The organism is Streptomyces sp. YIM 121038, from assembly GCF_006088715.1.
Lineage (GTDB): Bacteria > Actinomycetota > Actinomycetes > Streptomycetales > Streptomycetaceae > Streptomyces.
The window spans coordinates 6,566,879-6,585,621 of sequence record NZ_CP030771.1 but is presented as its reverse complement, the minus strand read 5'-3'; the positions used below and the strand labels follow the sequence as shown (position 1 = coordinate 6,585,621).

The window sequence follows — 18,743 nt, the reverse complement described above, 5'->3', positions numbered from 1 at the left end:
TAGCGCAGAAGGGCCCGGTGCACTTGGTCACACCGTGCACCGGGCCCCGTCGAGGAGTACGCGAGGGCGCTACGCCTTCCACTCGTCCCAGGACATGTTCCAGCCGTTGTAGCCGTTGTCCGGGGCGATGACCTTGTCGTTGGAGTTCTTGACGACCACCACGTCGCCGACCATCGAACGGTCGAAGAACCAGGCCGCGGAGACGTTCTTGTCGTAGCCGCCGCGCACGTCGCGCAGGCCGATGCAGCCGTGCGAGGCGTTGTAGTTGCCGAAGGCGCCGCCGCCCCAGTAGTTGCCGTGGATGAAGGTGCCGGAGGTGGACAGGCGCTGGGCGTGCGGCACGTCCTTGATGTCGTACTCGCCGCCGTAGCCGACGGTCTCGCCGTTCATGCGCGTGACCTTGAGGCGCTCGCTGATGACCATCTGGCCGTTCCACGTCTCGTACCCGGGCTTGCCCGTGGTGACGGGGATCTTCTTGATGACCTTGCCGTCGCGCTTGACGGTCATCTGCTTGGTCTTGACGTCCACGACGGAGACCTGGCTGCGGCCGATCTCGAAGCGGAGCGTCTTGACCTGCTTGCCGTAGACGCCCGGGCGGCCCTCGACCCCGTCCAGGTTCATCCGGACGGTGACCTTGGTGCCCGGCTTCCAGTACTTCTCGGGGCGGAAGTCCAGGCGGTCGTTGCCGAACCAGTGGCCCTCGACCGGCACCGAGGGCTCGGTCTTGATGTCGATCGCCTTCTCGACGGCGTCCGGCGCGGTGATGCCCCGCGTGAAGCGCACCGAGAACGGCATGCCGACGCCGACCTTCGTGCCGTCCTCCGGCGCGAACTGGCCGACGAAGGTGTTCTTCGGCACGAGCGTCGTGAACGACGAGTCCTTGGCCGCGACGCGGCCGTCGGAGTCCTTGGCGATCGCGTGGACCTTGTACTTGGTGCCGGAGGCGAGGTGCCGCTCGGGGGACCATTTCGCGCCATCCGCGACGATCTTCCCGGGCACCGGCTTGCCCTTGGGGTCCTTGACCGAGACCTCGGTCAGCTTGCCCTTGGCGGCCGATATCCGCAGCGCCCCGGCGGTCGCCACGGCGTTCGCACCGTCCTTGGGGGCGATGGTCACGACGGCCTGCGACGGCTTGTCCGAGTCCGCCCCGTCCTTGCCCCCGCCCCCGTCCCCCGAGTCCGAGCCGCCTCCGCACGCGGCCACGAGCAGCAGCGTCGCCCCCGACACCACCGCGGTCAGTCCCCTGGCGCCCCGCCGCCCCGCGCGCTTTCGCGCATGGGCCGACGCCCCCGATATCGGTCGCCCGTTCACGATGTTTCTCCCCTCGCACGGCCCCGACAGGCCCGCACTCATCCGTCGCCGCGCGACCGGGAAAGACCCTCCGTCTCGCGCACTGCGCCAGATAACCACACGGCCCGCACCGATGACTCCCCGCCAAATGTCACCGTTCCGTTCCAACTACGACCTTCGTGCGGGCCGGTGGTGGCATCAGCGGTTCGAGCGCTCCTTCTTGTCCCCCTTGGTGGACTTATGTGCCTGCCCTGACTTCTTCCCGGACCGCCACTCCTCCCAATCCATGTTCCAGCCTCCGAGGCCGTTGTCAGGAGCCACTTTCTTGTCATGGCTGTTGACGACCTCGACCACGTCGCCGATGAGGCTGCGGTCGAAGAACCAGCCCGCCGGGGTCTTGGAACTGCCGCCCTTCACGTCGCGCAGGCCCACGCAGCCGTGGCTGACGTTGCTGTTCCCCGGCGCGTTCGGCGCCCAGTAGTTGCCGTGCAGGAAGGTCCCCGAGGTGGTCAGGCGCATGGCGTGCGGCACGTCCGGGATGTCGTACTCCCCGCCGAAGCCGACCGTGCGGCTGTTCATGCGGGTCACCTCCAGCATCTCGGTGATCACCATCTTGCCGTTGTACGTCGTCGTCTTCGGGGCGCCCGCGGTGATCGGGACGGTGGTGACCGGCTCCCCGTCGCGGCGCACCCGCATGGTGTGCGCGGCGGCGTCGACGAGGCTGACCTGGCTGCGGCCGACGGTGAAGGAGAAGGACTTCTCCTGGAGGCCGTAGACGCCGGGCGCGGCCTCGACGTCGCGCAGCCGCAGGCCCACGGTGACCTTGGTGCCGGGCTTCCAGTACTTCTCGGGGCGGAAGTCGACGCGGGTGCTGCCGAACCAGTGCGGGCGGATCTCCACGGCGGGCTCGGCCGTGACGCGGATGGCGCGCTGCACGGCGGCCCGGTCGGTGATCTCGCGGTTGAACTCGAGCGAGACGATCATGCCGGTGCCGACCGTGGCGCGGTGCTCCGGGGTGACGTACCCGATGAAGCGCTCCTCGGGGACGTACGTGGTGAACGTGGTGTGGCGCGCGGAGCGGCGGCCGTGGCCGTCGAGCGCGACGGCGTCCACGGTGTACTTGGCGGCGAGCGCCAGCTTCTCGTCCCCGCCCCGCGCCAGGGGGCGCCAGCTCATGCCGTCGGCGGACACGCGGCCCTTCACCTCGGTCTCCTGGGCGTCCTGGGACCGGACGACGCGCACCGACTCCAGGCGTCCGTCCGGCACCTCCACCTTCAGGTGCTTCTCGGGCCGCACGCCCTTCTTCCCGTCGCCGGGTGTCACCCGGATCGCGTCGGCGGGCGAGCGGGGGCGGCCGAGCACCCCGTCGAGCGCCGTACCGGAGCAGCCCGATGCCGCGAGTACCAGTCCCGTCCATGCCACCGCGAGCCTCAGCGCGGTCCGTGCGCGCCGAGCGCGCCTCGTTGCCTGTCTCACGTCGGGCCCAACGAGGCTGCCCCGCCCCGGGAAACGTGAGTGCGACGCGCCCGCTGGGCAGAACAGGGGGAAGGACGTCGGCCGGGGAGCCGCGGCCGGGACGCCGCATGCCCCGGCCGCACGCCGACGGGGCCGAGCCGCGGGAGGCTGACAGGTGTCGAGTGCACCCGAGCAGGGGGCAGTCAAGGGGGCGCGTGCCGTGGACCGGGTCAGGCCCGGCGGCGCGGCGGCCGAGCGCAACGGCGGGCGCGGCGGCAAGGTCCGCCCCGCCCCCACGCGCCCGGTGTGGCCGGGGGCGCCGACGCCGCTCGGCGCCCGCTTCCGGGTGGGCCCGGACGGGGTGGCGGGCACGAACTTCGCGCTGTGGGCGGGCGGCGCCGAGGCCGTGGACCTGTGCCTGTTCGGCGCGGACGGCACGGAGACGCGCTGCCCGCTCACCGAGCTGACGCACGAGATCTGGCACGGCTTCGTGCCCGGCGCGCTCCCCGGGCAGCGGTACGGCTACCGCGTGCACGGCCGCTGGGACCCCTGGACCGGCGCCCGCTTCAATCCGGCGAAGCTGCTCCTGGACCCGTACGCGCGCGCGGTCGACGCGGGCCCCGGGCAGGACTACGGATCGCTGCCGCCGGAGGTGTACGGCCACGTGCGGGACTGGCCGCAGCAGCACGTGGCGGACACCGTGCGCGACGACCGGGACTCGGCGCCCTTCGTGCCGAAGGGCGTCGTCGTGCACGACGACGCGGCGGACGACGAGTGGGCCGACGACCGCCGCCCCAAGACCCCGTGGGCCGACTCCGTCATCTACGAACTGCACGTGCGCGGCTTCACCATGCGCCACCCGGACGTGCCCGAGCCGCTGCGCGGCACGTACGCGGGGCTCGCGCACCCGGCGGCCATAGACCACCTCGTACGCCTCGGGGTGACGGCCGTCGAGCTGCTCCCGGTGCACCAGTTCGCGCACGAGGACCATCTGCTGCGGCGGGGCCTGCGCAACTACTGGGGGTACAACTCGATCGGCTACTTCGCGCCGCACGCGGCGTACGCGGCGACCGGCACCACCGGGCAGCAGGTCGGGGAGTTCCGGCGGATGGTGCGGGCGCTGCACGAGGCCGGGATCGAGGTGATCCTCGACGTCGTCTACAACCACACGGCGGAGGCCGGGGAGATGGGCCCGACGCTCTCCTTGAAGGGCGTCGACAACCACGCCTACTACCACCTCCAGCAGGACGCCCGGCGGTACGCCGACTACACGGGCTGCGGCAACACCCTGCACGTGGTGCGCCCGCAGGTGCTGCGGCTCATCACGGACTCGCTGCGCTACTGGGTGAGCGAGATGGGCGTGGACGGCTTCCGCTTCGACCTGGCGGCGGCCCTCGCGCGCTCCTTCCACGACGTCGACATGCTCTCGCCGTTCCTCGCGGTGATCGCGCAGGACCCGGTGCTCCGGCGCGTGAAGCTGATCGCCGAGCCGTGGGACGTGGGCTCGGGCGGCTACCAGGTGGGGGCGTTCCCGCCGCTGTGGACCGAGTGGAACGACCGCTACCGGGACGCGGTGCGGGACTTCTGGCGGGGCGCCCTGCCGGACGTGCGCGACCTGGGCTACCGCCTGTCCGGGTCGAGCGACCTGTACGCGTGGGGCGGGCGGCGCCCGTACGCGTCGGTGAACTTCGTGACCGCGCACGACGGCTTCACGCTCCGGGACCTGGTGAGCTACGAGCGCAAGCACAACGAGGCCAACGGCGAGGGCAACCGGGACGGCGCCGACGACAACCGCGCGTGGAACTGCGGCACCGAGGGCGAGACCGACGACCCGGAGGTGAACGCGCTGCGCCGGCGCCAGCTGCGCAACCTGCTGACCACGCTGCTGCTCTCCACCGGGGTGCCGATGCTGGTCGCGGGCGACGAGATGGGCCGCACGCAGGGCGGCAACAACAACGCGTACTGCCAGGACAACGAGATCAGCTGGGTGGACTGGGAGCTGCGCGACGACCCCGGCTGGGGCGGTCTGCTCGCGCTCGCCCGGCGGCTGATCGCGCTGCGCCACCGGCACCCGGTGCTGAGGCGCCGCGCCTTCTTCTCCGGGCGCGCCCACTCGGCGGACGGCCTGCGGGACCTGGCGTGGTTCACGGCCCGCGGCACGGAGATGACGGAGGCCGACTGGTACGCGCCCGCCGCGACGCTCGGCATGTATCTGTCGGGGCGCGACATACCGGGCCGGGACGCGCGCGGCGCGCAGGTCACCGACGACAGCTTCCTGGCGGTGCTGCACGGCGCCGACCGGGCGGTGGGCTTCACGCTGCCGGGGCCGCCGTGGGCCGACGCGTACGAGGTGGTGGTGGACACCGCGGGCGAGGAGCAGCGGGAGGCCCCGGGGACGCTGCTCGCCGCGGGGACGGAGGTGACCGTGGAGGCCCGGTCGGCGCTGCTGCTCAGGGCGGTGCCCGCGCCCGGGGCGCCCGGGTCCCCGGGGAGCGACGTGCCGTGAGGGAGATTCAGGTCCGTACCAAAGTATTGCCCCAGGCCCGGAGGCCGACGAAGCTCACCGCATGGACCTGGAGTTGCGGCACCTGAAGACGATCCGGGCGATCGCCGACGCGGGCAGCCTGACGAAGGCGGCCACCGCGCTCGGCCTCGCCCAGCCCGCGCTCAGCGCCCAGCTGAAACGGATCGAACGGGCCCTGGGGGGCGAGCTGTTCGAGCGCGGCAGGTCCGGGGTGCGGCCCACTCCCCTCGGCGAGTTCGTGCTCGCCCGCGCGCGGATCGTGCTGCCCGCCGTCAGCGAACTCCAGGAGGAGGCCGAGCGGTTCACGCGCGGCTGGCAGGACCGGCGCGGCTTCCGGCTCGGCGGCACCCACGGGCCGCTGCTCGGCGGCCTGGTGGACCGGCTCGCCGCCGCGCACCCCGAGCAGTCCGTGTCCACGTACACCTCCTGGTCGGAGCGGGAGATCGCGGCCCAGGTCGCCGACGGGCGGCTCGACTTCGCGCTCGTCGGCACGTGCGGGGCGGCCGCGCCGCCGGAGCGCGAGCGGCTCGTGTGGCGCGAGGTGGCGCGGGACCCGGTGTTCGTCATGCTCGCCACGGAGCACCGGCTCGCCGGGGAGGCGCAGATCGAGCTGGGGGACCTCGCGGACGAGGCGTGGACGGACGTGCCGGGCGACGGGTGCTTCGGGGACTGCTTCACCGCCGCGTGCGCGCGGGCGGGGTTCACGCCGTCGTCCGTGTACGAGACCGACACCGCGTCGTGCGTGCATCTGGTGCAGGTGGGGCGGGCGGTGGGGCTGTGCCGCGCGACGTTTCCGCCGACGGGCGGGATCGTGACCCGGCCCCTCGCGGGCACGCCCCTGTACTGGCGGCATCTGCTGGGGTGGCACCCCGAGACGTACGCGCACGACACCGCGGCGGGGGTGTTCGCGCACGCGCGGGCCGCGCACGCGGAGGCGGCCGCCCGCAGCGAGAGCTACTCGGCGTGGCTGGCGTCGCCCGGGGCGGACGTGGGCTAGGGGACGGGCGTGTCGTCCACGGGCCGAAGGGGATGAACAGCTGGTGGCGGGGGCCATAACACGGGACCAGGGGGGTAACTGGCATCTACTGGGCGGCTGTTGAGACTTCTACGGTATGGGCGACCGGAGAGAGGGCGGATCCCGCTTCCCCGCTCTACGGATCCCCCCCTCCCCGATGACACACCGAGGAGACCCCCATGCAGTTCAGAGATGCCTCCCCGTTCCTCAGGAAATGTACCGACCGCCGCGGCCTGGCCGCGGCCGGCGCCGCGTTCGTGGCCGCCGGCGCCCTCGTCTTCGCCTCGATCCCCGGCTCCGCCCACGCCGACTCCCCGTCCCCCGCCGACACCGCCGCCGTGGCCAGGACGTCGCCCGCGGTGCTCGAGGCCATGCAGCGCGACCTCGGCCTCTCCCCCACGCAGGCCGAGGCGCGGCTCGTCAACGAGGCCGAGGCGGGTGCCGTCGCGGGCTCGCTGCGCAACGCCCTCGGCCGTGACTTCGCGGGCGCCTGGGTGCAGGGCGCCACCTCGGGCACGCTCACGGTGGCGACCACCGACCGCAAGGACGTCCCCGCCATCACGGCCAAGGGCGCGAAGGCCCTGGTCGTCGACCACGCCCTCGCCCGGCTCGACGCGGCCAAGGCCGCGCTCGACCGGGCCGCGAAGAAGACGAAGACGCTGGACGCCCCGGTCTGGTACGTCGACGTCAAGGCCAACGCGGTCGTCGTGGACGCCGTGCGGGCCACCGCCGCCCACCGGCTCGTGGCCGCCGCGGGCGTGGGCCGCGACCTGGTGCGCGTGGTGCGGACCACGGACCGGCCGCGGCCGCTGTACGACCTCGTCGGCGGCGACGCGTACTACATGGGCGGCCGCTGCTCGGTCGGGTTCCCGATCACGCAGGGGTCCACCCAGGGCTTCGCCACGGCGGGCCACTGCGGCCGCGTGGGCACGGCCACGCAAGGGTTCAACCGGGTCGCGCAGGGCACCTTCCGCGGCTCGATCTTCCCGGGCCGCGACATGGCGTGGGTGGCCGCGAACTCGCAGTGGACGTCGACCCCGTACGTCAAGGGCCAGGGCGGCACGCGCGTGGGTGTCGCGGGCTCGACGCAGTCGCCGGTGGGAGCCTCCATCTGCCGCTCCGGGTCGACCACCGGATGGCACTGCGGCACGATCTCGCAGCACAACACCAGCGTCACCTACCCCGAGGGCACCATCAACGGCGTGACCCGGACGACGGTGTGCGCCGAGCCCGGCGACTCCGGCGGCTCGTACATCTCCGGCAGCCAGGCGCAGGGCGTCACCTCGGGCGGCTCGGGCAACTGCAGCTCCGGCGGCACGACGTTCTACCAGCCGATCAATCCGCTGCTCCAGCAGTTCCAGCTGACGCTGAAGACCACGGGCGGCGAGGACCCGGGGCCAGGACCCGGCCCCGGCGACCCGAGCGGCACCTGGGCGGCGGGCTCCGTCTACGCGGCCGGTGACGCGGTCACGTACGGCGGCGAGACCTTCCGCTGCCTCCAGCCGCACCAGGCACAGGAGGGCTGGGAGCCCCCGAACACCCCCGCGTTGTGGGAGCGCGGGTAAGGACCCAGGGCTGAGCGGGCCGCGCCCCGGGGGGTGCGCGGTCCGTGAGGACCGGATTCCGGTCTCGGCTGGACCACTGCGCTACGGGGGGTCAGCCGAGGATGCCGCGGCGTACCCCTCCGATACGGCCGCGGCCCGGTCCTGACGTCCAACTTGCCGTGCGCATGGGTGAGATGGGTCTTGACCGAGGCGCCGACAGTGGCCGGTCCGCCGGCGGCGCCACGGTGGGGCGTGCCCCCGGCGACGAGTGCGAGCCCTTCCCGTCCGCGGGAGCTCGGCATCTCGTCGCCGGGGGCACGTACACGTCGGCGGACCCGCGTTCCCGCAGCTCGAAGGGGTGGGGGCCAAGGTCCTAGGACCAGCGGAGGACGGCGTACGGGACGAAACTCAGTGGGCGCTGTCAGTGGTGAAACGTAGGCTCACCCCTGATGTCCACCACACTCGAATCCGCCGGAGGCGGCCGGTCGGCCGTCCGGACGCTCACGCGCCTGTGGCCGTACGTCCGCCCTGTCCGAAAGCGCCTGTTCTGGGCCGCTCTTGTCGCCATCGTGGCCTCCTGCATGAGCCTGGTCTTCCCGCTCGTCCTGAAGTGGATGGTGGACGGCCCGGTGGCCGACGGGGACACCGCGGGGGTCTGGCTCGGGGCACTGCTCCTGCTCGGCCTCGGCGTCGCGGAGGCGCTGCTCTTCGGCTTCCGGCGGTGGCTGGTGGCGCGGCCCCTCGCGGGGGTCGAGGCGTCGATGCGGGCGGACCTGTTCCGGCACCTCCAGCGGATGCCGGTGGCCTTCCACGACCGCTGGGCCTCGGGCCAGCTGCTCTCGCGCGGCACGACGGACCTGATGCTGATCCGCCTCTTCCTCGCCTTCCCCCTGACCTTCATGGTGGTGAACGGCGCGACGATCCTGGTCGGCGTGGCCCTCCTCCTCGCCCAGGACTGGACGCTCGGCCTGGTGCTGCTCGCGCCGGTGGTGCCGCTGGTGGTCGTCGTGTCGTACTTCGAGGCGCGGTTCGCCGACGTGGCGCGGCGCGCGCAGGACCAGGTGGGCGATCTGACGACGGTGGTCGAGGAGAGCGTCCTCGGCATCCGCATCATCAAGGGCTTCGGGCGCCACCGCAGCCAGGCGCGGGCGTTCCGCGACCTGTCGCGGACCCTGCGCGGCACCGAGCTGGCCAAGGCCCGGCTGCTCGCCGCGATCTGGGGCGTCATCACGACGCTGCCGGAGCTGGCCATCGGGGCGGCGCTCGTGCTCGGCTCCGTGCAGGTCGCCGACGGCGACCTGTCGGCGGGCACCCTGGTGGCGTTCCTGTCCACGGCGCTCGCGCTGCGCTGGCCGGTGGAGTCGATGGGCTTCCTGCTCGCGATGAGCCAGGAGGCGGCGACGGCCACGGAGCGGTACTTCGAAGTGCTCGACGCGGAGCCGGAGTCCGACGCGGGCGCCGTCGCCGGGAGCGCGCCGGGGGCCGCCGACGGGATGCGCTTCGAAGGGGTCTCCTTCCGCTATCCGGACGCGGACGAGGAGACGCCGCCGGTCCTGTCCCACATCGATCTGCACATCCGTACGGGCGAGACGATGGCCCTGGTGGGCGCCACCGGCAGCGGCAAGACCACGCTCACCGCCCTCGTGCCCCGGCTGCACGACGTCAGCGGCGGCCGCATCACGCTCGACGGCGAGGACATCGCGGCCCTGCCCCGGCAGCGGGTGCGGGAGCTGGTGTCGGTGGCCTTCGAGGAGCCCACCCTGTTCTCGGCGTCCGTCGGCGAGAACGTCCTCATGGGGGCCGGTCCCGACGCCGGGGAGCGCGAGCTCGGCCACGCCCTGTCGGTCGCGCAGGCCGACTTCGTGCACGCGCTGCCGCAGGGCGCGGACACCCAGGTCGGCGAGCAGGGCCTGAGCCTGTCCGGCGGCCAGCGGCAGCGGCTCGCCCTGGCCCGCGCGGTCGTGGGGCGGCCGAGGTTCCTGGTCCTCGACGACCCGCTGTCGGCGCTCGACGTCCACACCGAGGCGCTGGTCGAGGCGGCACTGCGGCGCGTCCTGAAGGACACCACCGCCCTGGTGGTGGCCCACCGCCCGTCGACGGTGCTGCTCGCGGACCGCGTCGCCCTGCTCTCCGGCGGCCGCATCGCCGCCGTGGGCACCCATCAGGAACTGCTGCGGGACAACGCCGAGTACGCGTGGCTGATGTCGGGGGGATCCCAGTGAGTACGCAAGGCCTCGACGACTTCGACCAGGACACGCTGCCCACGGCGCCCGGCGCGACCCGGCGGCTGCTGCGGTCGCTGCTCGCGCCGCGGCGCGGCCGGGTCGCGCTGGCCGCCGTGCTGCTGCTCCTGCAGCAGGCCGCCGTCCAGACGGGCCCGCTGCTCGTGGCGTACGCCATCGACTCGGCCGTGCCCGCCGTGCGCAAGGACGACTACGGCCCGCTGATCGCCGTCGGCGTCGGCTACGGCCTGTCCGCGGCGCTCTCCGGCGTGCTCCAGTACGCCTTCATCCTGGCCTCGGCGCGGGTGAACCAGGACGTGCTGCTCGATCTGCGCGGGCGGATCTTCCGGCACGCGCAGGCGCTCAGCGTGGACTTCCACGAGCGGTACACGTCCGGGCGGCTGATCTCCCGGTCCACGACGGACGTCGAGTCGCTGCGCGAGCTGCTCAGCGAGGGCCTCCAGGAGCTGCTCACGGTCGTCCTGTCCTTCGTCTACATCGCGGCGCTGCTGCTCTGGCTCGACCTCGGCCTCGGCGCGGTCGCGGTGGCCTCGTTCGTGCCGCTGTACCTGCTGATCCGGCTCTTCCAGCACCGCGCGGCCAAGGTGTACCGGGTCCGCTCCACGGCGATCGCCGCCGTGATCGTGAAGTTCACGGAGACGATGAACGGCATCCGGCCGGTGCGGGCCTTCCGGCGCGAGCGGGCCAACGACGAACGGTTCGCCGCCCTGAACCGGGAGCACGAGCGCGTGAACGGCGACGCGCTCCTGGAGATGGCCCGTTACGTGGTGGGCTCGCGGCTCGTCGCCAACACCTCGGTGGCCGGAATCGTCCTGTGGGGCGCCTACCGCGTCGCCGAGGGCACCCTCGCCCTCGGTGTCCTCGCGGCGGCCGTGCTGTATCTGCGGCGCCTGTACGACCCGATCGACCGGCTCGGGATGTTCCTCAACTCCTACCAGTCGGCGGCGGCGTCCCTGGAGAAGATCGCGGGGCTGCTCGCACAGACGCCGACCGTGCCGGAGCCGGAGCAGTCGGCCGCGCGCCCGCTGCCCGAGCCGGCCGGTGAGCACCCGGGCCGCACGGTCGTGTTCGACGGCGTGCGGTTCGCGTACCGGACGGGCGGCGAGGTCCTGCCGCGCTTCGACCTCACGCTGCCCGCCGGGCAGACCGTCGCCGTCGTCGGCTCCACGGGCGCGGGCAAGTCGACGCTCGCCAAGCTCCTCGCCCGGTTCTACGACCCCACCGAGGGCCAGGTCCTGCTCGACGGCGTCGACCTGCGCGAGCTCGCGACGGCCGACCTCAGACGCGGCGTCGTGATGGTCACGCAGGAGGCGTTCCTGTTCTCCGGCACGGTCGCGGAGAACATCGCGATCGGCCGCCCGGAGGCCACCCGCGAGGAGGTCGAACGCGCCGCGAAGGCGATCGGCGCCCACGACTTCATCGCGGCCCTGCCCGACGGCTACGACACGGACGTGCGCAAGCGGGGCGGCCGCATCTCGGCCGGGCAGCGCCAGCTCGTGGCGTTCGCCCGCGCGCTGCTCGCGGACCCGGCCGTGCTGATCCTCGACGAGGCCACCAGCTCCCTGGACATCCCCGGGGAGCGGGCCGTGCAGCGGGCGATGGACACGGTCCTGCACGGCCGCACGGCGGTCGTGATCGCCCACCGCCTGTCCACGGTGGAGATCGCCGACCGCGTCCTGGTCATGGAACACGGCCGCGTGGTCGAGGACGGCACCCCCGCCGAACTGATCGCGTCCACGGGCCCCTTCGCCCAACTCCACAAGGCCTGGCGAGAGAGCCTGGTGAGCTGACCTCAGCCGGTACGAGGGCGCACCCGGAGCTGGAGCGCGCCCCGAGCTGGAGCGCGCCCCGAAGGGGCGCGGGGAACTGCGCGCCCAGCCACCGACAACCGGCAAGCGGACGGCCGAGGGCAACCCCCCTTTGCGCCGCATAACGGACGCCCGAACCCACGCACCGGACGTATTCCAGCCAAAGTACGCCAACTGAATGACATGTACCTGTCTCGAATGGCACTCTTCCCCTCACCAGTCGCACAGGAGCTCACGCACCGGCGGCTCCCGCGCGCGGCGCGTCCCCCCAAGCGGCGCGGCGCGCGCCAGGCACCACGTACTGCCCTGCTCTGCCCGGCCGGTCACCCGCCGCCGGGTCGCCACAGGCCACGCACCCCCGTGGCCGCGCAGAAGGAGTCCGTGTTGAGCACATCCCCCACATCCCGCAGAACCCCCTCCCACCGGCGTGCCACCGCCATCGGCGCGTTCGTCGCCGCCGCCGCCCTGCTCGGCGTGACCGTCCAGGCCACCACCGCGTCGGCCGACCAGGCAGCGGCCGGGACCAAGGCCAACGCCGGTGCCCTGCCGCAGCAGCTCTCCCCGTCGCAGCGGGCCGAGCTGATCCGCGCGGCGGACGCCTCGACCGCCGCCACCGCCGAGCGCATCGGCCTCGGCGCGAAGGAGAAGCTGGTCGTCCGCGACGTCATCAAGGACCGCGACGGCACCACGCACACCCGCTACGAGCGCACCTACGCCGGGCTCCCCGTCCTCGGCGGCGACCTCGTCGTCGCCACCGCCAGGTCGGGTGCGGTCAAGGACGTCAACCGCGCCTCGAAGGCCCGCCTCACGGGCCTCGGCACGAGCGCCGACGTCAAGGCGGCGAGCGCCGAGAAGCAGGCCCTCGGCGTCTCCAGGGCGGACGGCTCCACCAAGCTCAAGGCGTCCCAGAAGCCGCGCAAGGTCATCTGGCTCGGGGACAGCAGGGGCGGTGCCCCGAGGCTCGCCTACGAGACGGTGGTCGGCGGCTTCCAGAAGGACGGCACGCCGAACGAGCTGCACGTGGTGACCGACGCCAGGACCGGCAAGAAGCTCGGCGAGTGGCAGGGCGTCCACGAGGGCACCGGCAACACGCAGTACAGCGGCCAGGTCCAGCTCACCACGCAGCAGTCGGGCTCGCAGTACACGCTCACCGACACCGCGCGCGGCAACCACAAGACGACCAACCTCAACCGCAGCACGTCCGGCAACGGCACCCTGTTCTCGGGCCCGGACGACATCTGGGGCAACGGCCAGGCCTCCAACGCCGAGACCGCGGGCGCGGACGCCCACTACGGCGCGGCCCTGACCTGGGACTACTACAAGACCGTGCACGGCCGCAACGGCATCAAGAACGACGGCCGCGGCGCCACCTCACGCGTGCACTACGGCAACAACTACGTCAACGCGTTCTGGCAGGACTCCTGCTTCTGCATGACGTACGGCGACGGCTCGGGCAACTCCAAGCCGCTCACCTCCATCGACGTGGCCGCCCACGAGATGACCCACGGCGTCACCTCCGCGACCGGCAACATGACGTACAGCCGCGAGCCCGGCGGCCTGAACGAGGCGACCAGCGACATCTTCGCGGCCGCCGTCGAGTTCAACGCCAAGAACGCCTCGGACGTCGGCGACTACCTGGTCGGCGAGAAGATCGACATCCGCGGCAACGGCACGCCGCTGCGCTACATGGACAAGCCCTCCAAGGACGGCTCGTCGCTGGACAACTGGCGCAGCACCGCCGGGAACGTGGACGTCCACTACTCCTCCGGCATCGCCAACCACTTCTTCTACCTGCTGAGCGAAGGCAGCGGGAAGAAGGTCGTCAACGGCGTCTCGTACGACTCGCCGACGTATGACAACAAGCCTGTGACCGGAATCGGCATCGACAAGGCCGCCAAGATCTGGTTCAGGGCACTCACCACGAAGTTCACCACGACCACCAACTACGCGGCGGCGCGCACCGGCACGCTGGCCGCCGCCGGCGAGCTCTACGGCACGTCGAGCGCCGAGTACACCGCGGTCGCCAACGCCTGGGCGGCCGTCAACGTCGGCGCACGCCCCTAGCCGACGCGGTCGGCGCCGCTCCGGGGAGCCCGGAACCACCAACCCTCCGGGGCGGCGCCGCAGTTCACCGCGTCAACGCATCCGGCGGTCCGTTCACGCGGTGTTCGCATGGCGGACCTTGACCATCGGCCAACGGACGCAATCTGGCCAACATTCGGTCAAGGTCCTGACATGTACCTGGCTCAAATGGCACGCTGCTCACGCACGGCACACCAGTTCATCCGCACAGCACCAGTTCGGCCCGGGTGGTCCCCCATGCCATCCGGGCCTTCACACAAGGAGCATGCGTGACCCCCCACATATCGAAGCGTTCCACTCTGGCCATCGCCACCGCCGTCGCCGCCGGAGCGCTGCTCACCGCCGGAATGACCACCGGCGCCTCCGCACAGCCCGACACGGCCAGAGCCGCCGCAACGGCCCCCGCCGCCGCGCCCGCCCAGCTCTCCGCCACCGCCCGCGCCGACCTGCTCCAGGGCGCCGGGGAGAAGGCCGCGGCCACCGCCGACCGCATCGGCCTCGGCGCGAAGGAGAAGCTGGTCGTCCGCGACGTCGTCAAGGACCGCGACGGCACCACGCACACCCGCTACGAGCGCACCTACGCCGGACTGCCCGTCCTCGGCGGCGACCTCGTCGTCCACACCGCGAAGGACGGCTCGGTCAACGGCGTCAGCAAGGCGACCAAGGCCGCCATCAAGGTCGCGTCCACCGACGCGAAGCTGGCCCCGAAGTCCGTGGCCGCCTCCGCCAAGTCGACCGCCGCGAAGACCGGCGACACCGCGAAGGCCGACCCGCGCGCGCCGCGCAAGGTCATCTGGGCCGCCGAGGGCACGCCCACGCTCGCCTACGAGACGGTCGTCACCGGCGTGCAGAAGGACGGCACGCCGAGCGAGCTGCACGTCATCACCGACGCGGCCACCGGCAAGAAGCTGTACCAGTACCAGGCCATCGAGACCGGCACCGGCAACAGCCAGTACAGCGGCAAGGTCACGGTCGGCTCCGTCAAGAGCGGCAGCACCTTCCAGCTGACCGACTCCGGGCGCGGCAACCACAAGACGTACGACCTGAACCACGGCTCCAGCGGCGGCAAGCTCTACACCGACGCCGACGACGTCTGGGGCACCGGCAAGCCCTCCAACACCCAGACCGCCGCCGTCGACGCCGCCTACGGCGCGGGCCTCACCTGGGACTACTACAAGTCCGTGCACGGCCGCAGCGGCATCAAGGGCGACGGCAAGGGCGCCACGTCCCGCGTGCACTACGGCAACGCCTACGTCAACGCGTTCTGGCAGGACTCCTGCTTCTGCATGACGTACGGCGACGGCGAGGGCAACGCCAAGCCCCTCACCTCCATCGACGTGGCCGCCCACGAGATGACCCACGGCGTCACCTCGGCCACCGGCAACATGGAGTACAGCGGTGAGTCCGGCGGCCTGAACGAGGCCACCAGCGACATCTTCGCCGCCGCCGTCGAGTTCAAGGCCAACAACAGCCTGGACAAGGGCGACTACCTGGTCGGCGAGAAGATCGACATCAACGGCGACGGCACCCCGCTGCGCTACATGGACAAGCCCTCCAAGGACGGCTCGTCGCTCGACTACTGGAGCAGCAACGCCGGCAACGTCGACGTCCACTACTCCTCCGGCATCGCCAACCACTTCTTCTACCTGCTGAGCGAGGGCAGCGGCCAGAAGACGATCAACGGCGTCTCGTACGACAGCCCGACCAAGGACGGCTCCAAGGTCACCGGCATCGGGCGCGACAAGGCCGAGAAGATCTGGTTCAAGGCCCTGTCGACGTACTTCACCTCGACCACGAACTACGCGCAGGCGCGCAAGGACACGGTGAAGGCCGCGAGCGACCTGTACGGCGCCACCTCCGCCGAGGCGAAGGCGGTTGCCGCCGCCTGGACCGGCGTGAACGTCAAGTAACCCTGTGAGCCGGGCGGCACTCGGGGAGACCCCCTGGGTGCCGCCCGTACCATTTTTGCTGCTGAATCTGCGGGTTCGTTGTGGCTGGTCGCGCAGTTCCCCGCGCCCCTTTCAGGGGCGCTCTTACTTAGCGCATCAAGACGCCCGCCGCCTCCCCCGTCACCTCCGACGGCACGGCCACCAGGCCGAGTTCCGCGCCGTTCGCCAGGAGGCGGTGGGACGGCAGGATGCGGACCGTGTAGCCGAAGGGGCCGGTGCGGTCCAGGGCCAGGGGGCCCTCGTACAGCAGACGGCCCTCGGCGTCGGGGGCGCCGGTGGGCTTCAGGGGCACCGGGGTGGCGTCGGCGATGTGGTCCTCGGGGTCGACGCGGCCCGCGATGGCCTGCACCTCGACGTCGTCGCAGGACAGCTCGCCGAGCCGGACGCGCACCCGCAGCGCGAGGGTCGCGCCGAGCTCCGCGGTGGTGCCCACGGCGGTGGCCTCGACGTGGTCGACGGCGACGCCCGGCCAGGCCGCGCGGACCCGGTTCTTCCACGCGGCGAACCCGGTGGCGGCGTCCGCGTCGAGCACGCGGTGGGAGCGCGCGGCGGGCACGTACAGGCGCTCCACGTACTCCCGCACCATGCGCCCGGCGAGGACCTTCGGGCCGAGCCGGGTCAGGGTCCGGCGCACCATCTCGATCCAGCGGTCGGGCAGGCCTTCGGGCCCGTGCTCGTAGAAGCGGGGGGTGACCCGCCGCTCCAGGAGGTCGTACAGGGCGGCCGCCTCCAGGTCGTCGCGGCGGTGGTCGTCGGTGGCCGAGCCGTCGGCGGTGGGGATCGCCCAGCCGAAGTCGGGCTCGAACCACTCGTCCCACCAGCCGTCCAGGACCGACAGGTTGAGGCAGCCGTTGAGCGCGGCCTTCATGCCGGAGGTGCCGCAGGCCTCCAGGGGGCGCAGCGGGTTGTTCAGCCATACGTCGCAGCCCGCGTACAGCTTCTGCGCCATCGCCATGCCGTAGTCGGGCAGGAAGACGACGCGGTGGCGCACCCGCGGGTCGTCGGTGAAGCGCACCAGGTCCTGGATGAGCCGCTTGCCGCCGTCGTCGGCCGGGTGCGCCTTGCCCGCGACGACGATCTGCACGGGCCGCTCGGGACGCGTGAGCAGCTCCAGGAGCCGGTCCTGGTCGCGCAGCATCAGCGTAAGGCGCTTGTACGAGGGCACGCGCCGGGCGAAGCCGATGGTGAGGACGTCCGGGTCGAGGACCTCGTCGATCCAGCCGAGCTCGGCGGTGGCGGCGCCGCGCTGGCGCCAGGACGCGTGCAGCCGGCGGCGCACCTCGTCCACGAGCTGGGCGCGCAGCTCGCGGCGCAGCTGCCAGATGTCGGCGTCCTGGATGTCGGCGACGGCGTCCCAGCGCTCGGAGCCGCCGACGGACAGGGCGTGGTCGGTGCGGCGCGCGCCGATCTGCCGGGCGCCGAGCCGGAACACCTCGGGAGCCACCCAGGTGGGTGCGTGCACGCCGTTGGTGACGGAGGTGATCGGCACCTCCTCGGGGTCGAACCCGGGCCACAGGCCCTGGAACATCTCCCGGCTGACCTTGCCGTGCAGCGTGGAGACGCCGTTGGCGCCGCGGGCCAGGCGCAGCCCCATCACGGCCATGTTGAACACGTTGGCGTCGCCGCCCGGATAGGTCTCCATGCCCAGGCGCAGTATCAACTCGACGTCGATGCCCGGCAGTTCGGCTTCGGGGCCGAAGTGGTGGGCGACCAGCTCGCGGTCGAAGCGGTCGATCCCGGCGGGCACCGGTGTGTGGGTGGTGAAGACGGTGCCGCCGCGCACCGACTCCAGGGCGCCCTCGAAGGCGAGCCCGCCCTGGACCAGTTCGTGGACGCGCTCCAGGCCGAGGAAGCCCGCGTGGCCCTCGTTGGTGTGGAAGACCTCGGGCGCGGGGTGTCCGGTGAGGCGGCAGTAGGTGCGCACGGCCCGGACGCCGCCGATGCCGAGCAGCATCTCCTGGAGCAGCCGGTGCTCGCTGCCGCCGCCGTAGAGCCGGTCGGTGACCTCGCGGGCGCCGGGGTCGTTCTCCTCGACGTCGGAGTCCAGCATCAGCAGCGGCACGCGGCCGATCTGCGCCTGCCAGACGTGGGCGCGCAGGGCCCGGCCGCCGGGCAGCGCGAGGCGCACCAGGGCGGGGGTGCCGTCGGGCTCCCGCAGCAGGGTGAGGGGCAGCTCGTTCGGGTCGAGCAGGGGGTAGTGCTCCTGCTGCCAGCCGTCGCGGGTGAGGGACTGCCGGAAGTAGCCGTGCCGGTAGAGCAGCCCGACGCCGATGAGGGGCACGCCGAGGTCGCTGGCCGCCTTCAGGTGGTCGCCCGCGAGGATGCCGAGGCCTCCGGAGTACTGCGGCAGGGCGGCCGTGACGCCGAACTCCGGCGAGAAGTAGGCGACGGCGGCGGGCAGGTCCGATCCGGGCGGGTCGGGCGGCTCGGCCTGCCGCTCCTGGTACCAGCGGCGGCCGGTGACGTACTCGCGCAGGTCGTCGGCGCTCTCGCCGAGGCGGCGCAGGAAGTCCTCGTCGGCGGCCAGCTCGGCGAGGCGGGCCGCGGGCACGGAGCCGAGCAGGCGCACGGGGTCGCCGCCCGATGCCTCCCACAGGGCCGGGTCGACGTCGCGGAAGAGGTCACGGGTCCCGGTGTGCCAGGACCAGCGCAGATTGCGGGAGAGTTCGCTGAGCGGGGCGAGGGCGGCGGGCAGGACGGGACGTACGGTGATGCGACGGATGGCTTTCACGGCGGCACCTCTGTCGGAGGACGTACGTGACCCATCGACGGTAGGGGGTCGGGCCGCCCCGCCACCACGGGACCGTGAACTTGCCCGGGACAAAGGCAAGTC

10 protein-coding genes are annotated in these 18,743 nt (G+C 72.5%); 7 read left to right on the top strand and 3 right to left on the bottom strand.

Annotation, left to right across the window (positions count from 1 at the left end; all coding sequences use genetic code 11):
• Window positions 1-69: 69 nt before the first annotated feature.
• Window positions 70-1,311, bottom strand: coding sequence for an Ig-like domain-containing protein (locus tag C9F11_RS28415; RefSeq protein WP_138961924.1), 1,242 nt, complete (start codon window positions 1,309-1,311; stop codon window positions 70-72).
• 177 nt (window positions 1,312-1,488) lie between these two features.
• Window positions 1,489-2,712, bottom strand: a complete 1,224-nt coding sequence (locus tag C9F11_RS28410; protein WP_249401916.1) for an Ig-like domain-containing protein — start codon at window positions 2,710-2,712, stop codon at window positions 1,489-1,491.
• 337 nt (window positions 2,713-3,049) lie between these two features.
• On the opposite strand from C9F11_RS28410, the gene glgX reads away from it, so the two are divergent.
• The 7 genes from glgX to C9F11_RS28375 all read left to right on the top strand — a co-directional run bounded on the left by glgX (window position 3,050) and on the right by C9F11_RS28375 (window position 15,871).
• Entirely contained in the window at window positions 3,050-5,251 is a 2,202-nt protein-coding gene (glgX, locus tag C9F11_RS28405; RefSeq protein WP_249402235.1) for a glycogen debranching protein GlgX, read from the top strand.
• 61 nt (window positions 5,252-5,312) lie between these two features.
• Entirely contained in the window at window positions 5,313-6,266 is a 954-nt protein-coding gene (locus tag C9F11_RS28400; RefSeq protein ID WP_138961921.1) for a LysR family transcriptional regulator, read from the top strand.
• A 197-nt stretch (window positions 6,267-6,463) separates the two neighbouring features.
• Window positions 6,464-7,849 (top strand): carbohydrate-binding protein, encoded by a 1,386-nt coding sequence (locus tag C9F11_RS28395; RefSeq protein WP_138961920.1) that lies wholly within the window; start codon window positions 6,464-6,466, stop codon window positions 7,847-7,849.
• Window positions 7,850-8,277: 428 nt separating this feature from the next.
• Complete coding sequence (locus C9F11_RS28390) at window positions 8,278-10,050, top strand: ABC transporter ATP-binding protein (RefSeq protein WP_138961919.1); 1,773 nt, start codon at window positions 8,278-8,280, stop codon at window positions 10,048-10,050.
• Window positions 10,041-11,861, top strand: a complete 1,821-nt coding sequence (locus C9F11_RS28385; protein ID WP_249402234.1) for an ABC transporter ATP-binding protein — start codon at window positions 10,041-10,043, stop codon at window positions 11,859-11,861. The genes C9F11_RS28390 and C9F11_RS28385 overlap by 10 nt, the downstream gene beginning before the upstream one ends.
• A 402-nt stretch (window positions 11,862-12,263) precedes the next feature.
• Window positions 12,264-13,943, top strand: a complete 1,680-nt coding sequence (locus C9F11_RS28380) for a M4 family metallopeptidase (RefSeq protein WP_249401915.1) — start codon at window positions 12,264-12,266, stop codon at window positions 13,941-13,943.
• 287 nt (window positions 13,944-14,230) lie between these two features.
• Entirely contained in the window at window positions 14,231-15,871 is a 1,641-nt protein-coding gene (locus tag C9F11_RS28375; protein ID WP_138961916.1) for a M4 family metallopeptidase, read from the top strand.
• 127 nt (window positions 15,872-15,998) lie between these two features.
• Here C9F11_RS28375 and glgP read toward each other — a convergent pair whose 3' ends face one another.
• Window positions 15,999-18,641 carry an alpha-glucan family phosphorylase gene (glgP, locus tag C9F11_RS28370; protein ID WP_138961915.1) on the bottom strand — a complete coding sequence of 881 codons (2,643 nt, stop codon included), beginning with the start codon at window positions 18,639-18,641 and terminating at the stop codon, window positions 15,999-16,001.
• Window positions 18,642-18,743 lie beyond the last annotated feature (102 nt).